The organism is Sphingobium sp. (assembly GCF_049304695.1).
GTDB lineage: Bacteria > Pseudomonadota > Alphaproteobacteria > Sphingomonadales > Sphingomonadaceae > Sphingobium.
Window position 1 is genome coordinate 1 of the sequence record NZ_JBAQOK010000011.1, and the last position, 3,016, is coordinate 3,016.

Sequence of the window (3,016 nt, forward strand, 5' to 3'; positions counted from 1 at the left end):
GCTTGTCGGTCTCCACGATAGCGCGCGACGCGTCGAGGATCTGCCGCTCGACTGGATCATGGCCGATCCGGAAAATCCGCGGCGCGTGTTCGACGAGACGGAGCTCAAGGATCTTGCTGCCTCGATCGCCGCGCGCGGCGTCCTGCAGCCGATCATCGTCGCCCCGAAAAATGGCGACGGCCTTCACGTCATCCGCGTTGGCGAGCGGCGCTTTCGGGCATCGCGCCTTGCCGGACGCGAGACCATCCCGGCGATCGTGATGGCGGTGGTGAACCGCGCCGACACGCTCGCCGATCAGATCGTTGAGAATGATCAGCGCGCAGGCCTGACCCCCCATGATCTGGCGACCGGGATCGAACGCATGTTGGGCGCCGGCGTCACCCAGGCGGAGATCGCCCGCGCGCTCGGCCGATCGAAGCAGTTCGTATCGCTCTATGCCGCCTGTGCCGACATGGCGCCCTGGTTGCGAGCCGCGATCGACCAGATGCCGATCCGGTTGCTCTACGACCTGCACCGGGCTGCCCGCATCCATGGCGACGCGGTGCGCGCCTATGTCGCGGGACTCGGCGATGAGAGCGTCACCCTCGCCGAGGGCGGCCGATTCATCGCGGGGCTCAAGGCATCCGAGGCTCTGCCCGACGCCGGTCGGCATGAAGTCGCCGCGCTACCGAACGGGCAGGGCACCGAGCGGGCTGCGCCGAGCCGGCCGGTTCGTGCCGGTGCCGGTTTACGGTCGATGTTCGAAACGGAGGTGCCGCCACAGCCTCGCCCGCTCGATACGGTTCGGGTGACCGTGGGCGGGCGGACAGGACGTTTGATCCTGCCGGAGCGCGTTCGGGTGCTTTTCGACGACGGCGAGGAGGTCGAAGCGCCCGTTGCCGAGATCGCCATGGATTAAACCATCGGCGGGGCAGGGCGGGGCGCTCACCCATTCACCCCCTCACTCCGCGTCGAAACGATCGAGTTTTTCAGACAATTTTGACAGCCGTGCCCCTTTCTTCAGGGGTGCGGCTGTCTTCATTTTCACGGGCGGAGGGGATTGGTTCGCTCGGAGATATTCTCTTTTTCCGCCGATGCCAGGTCGGGTTGGATACGTCGCTTGAAGAAGGGCGGAGTCTGTTTGAGCAGACTATAAGACGAGTGGTTTTAGGTGAGGGCCGGATAGGCTTGGCGCCGTCATTGTTAAACAATAGCAATGGGGTGTGGCGTTTTTCGGCCTCCGTCTGCCCGATGATCTCGCGGCGCGCTTCGATGCTAAGGCGACTGCCGCCGGCGGTCGCTCAGCGCTCCTGCGCAAGCTGATCGACGGTGCGCTTGAGGATGCCGGGGAGGCGTCGAGCGCGACGGCTCTGCCTCGGACCCGCACGACTGACCGGCTGCAGCTTCGGCTCATGCGCGAAGATATCGTCCAGCTCGATGCGGCGGCCAATGCGCGCGGCCTTAAAAGGACCGAGTGGCTGGTGATGCTGTTGCGCCGACGGTTGCACGCGACTTCGCCGCCGTCGCGTGGCGACCGGGTGCTGATCGCGCAGTCCTGGCGCGAACTCAACCGGATCGGCATCAATCTCAACCAGGCGGTCCATGCGCTTCATGCCGCGACCATGGTTGATTCCCGTCTCGACTTGGCGCGCGAGGCCGCGCGGGTCGCGTCCTTCCGGGATGAGGTGGCCGATCAGCTGCGCTTGCTCGGCCGGGCGCTCAAGGGTGACATGGCCTACTGGGATACGGCCGATGAATGAGGATGACGACGGCGTCCTGCCGCTCCCCAGTCTGATGGAAGCCTGGCGACCGCCGACTGGGGGCAAGCGCAGCCTGCGCGGAGGGACACTGCGGATCCGCTCGGGCGGGAAGGGAAGTGGCGGGAGCAATGCTGCGCCGACGCTGTCGCCTGCAGAGGCGCGCGCCAAGCTCGAGCGGATTGTCCGCAAGGCCCCCGAGGTCATGGTCAAGATCTCTGGAAAGCAGCGCGGGGCAGGCCACTTGGGCGAGCATTTTGGCTATATCTCGCGTCACGGAAAGTTAGAGGTGCGCAGCAGCGAAGGGGAGATCATCACCGACGAGAAGCGCCTGAAGGCGATCGCCGCCGACTGGGACATGCTCGACCAGGCCATGAACCCTTATGGCAAGGACCGTCCGACCTCGATGTCGATGGTCTTGTCGATGCCCGGTGGCACGACCGATGCCGCGACGATCCATGATGCCGTTCAGGCGTTCGCGCGCGTCGAGTTCGAGGGGCAGTTCAGCTATATGGTGGCTCTGCACACCGACACCGCCCACCCCCATGTCCATTTGACCGTCGCGGCGCAGGGTGCGGACGGGACGCGGTTCAATCCGCGTAAGGCCGACCTTCATCATTGGCGCGAGAGCTTCGCCCATGAATTGCGCCAGCGCGGCATCGCCGCCGAAGCGACGCCGCGGCGCGCGCGCGGCCATGTCCAGAAGCGGGTGCGGTCGCCGGCGCACCATCTGGAGGCGCGGACAGCGGGGCAGGGCAGGGAGTTGGATCTCAACCGGCTGATCGAAGAGCGCGCGCAGGCGTTCGCACGGTCACAGAACCCGGAGCGCCGGGCGGAGGATGTGCTGGCGCTCGGCCGACAGAAGCAGATCCGGGGGGCTTACGCAGATGCCGCAGCCGCGCTGGCGGCGACCGGGAAACACGAGGATCGTGCGCTGGCCGAGGAGATCGCAGGGTTCGTGGCCGATATGCCGGCGGCGGTGTCGCGGCGATTGGCGCGGGCGCGGGAGATCATGATTGCCGATCGGGCAGAAGGGTCGGCCGGCAGTCGATCGCGCGACACTCATGGCGATATTGCTGAAGGCCAATCGCCGATCCCGATCGAACGAAAGCCTCGGGACCGCGATCGTTAGAAGAAGACTTGAAATTTGAGTCAGCGACGTTCCGGCGTGGTCCGCATTCTGAATGATCAGTTCGGAAAACAAAGCAGGAAATGGCAAATGGCACCGATGATCTCGGTGCCATTTTCGTGATCGATGCTATCGCCATCTCTGCCCATTT

Annotated in this window: 3 protein-coding genes; all 3 read left to right on the plus strand. The window is 65.3% G+C overall.

Annotated elements, in window-relative coordinates:
* A partial coding sequence (locus WA070_RS01595) for a ParB/RepB/Spo0J family partition protein (RefSeq protein WP_422632479.1) occupies positions 1–898 on the plus strand: 898 nt, incomplete at its 5' end.
* Between the two features lie 304 nt (positions 899–1,202).
* Entirely contained in the window at positions 1,203–1,739 is a 537-nt protein-coding gene (locus tag WA070_RS01600; protein WP_422632480.1) for a hypothetical protein, read from the plus strand.
* Positions 1,732–2,868, plus strand: coding sequence for a relaxase/mobilization nuclease domain-containing protein (locus WA070_RS01605; RefSeq protein WP_422632481.1), 1,137 nt, complete (start codon positions 1,732–1,734; stop codon positions 2,866–2,868). Before WA070_RS01600 ends, WA070_RS01605 begins: the two co-directional genes overlap by 8 nt.
* Positions 2,869–3,016: the final 148 nt, after the last annotated feature.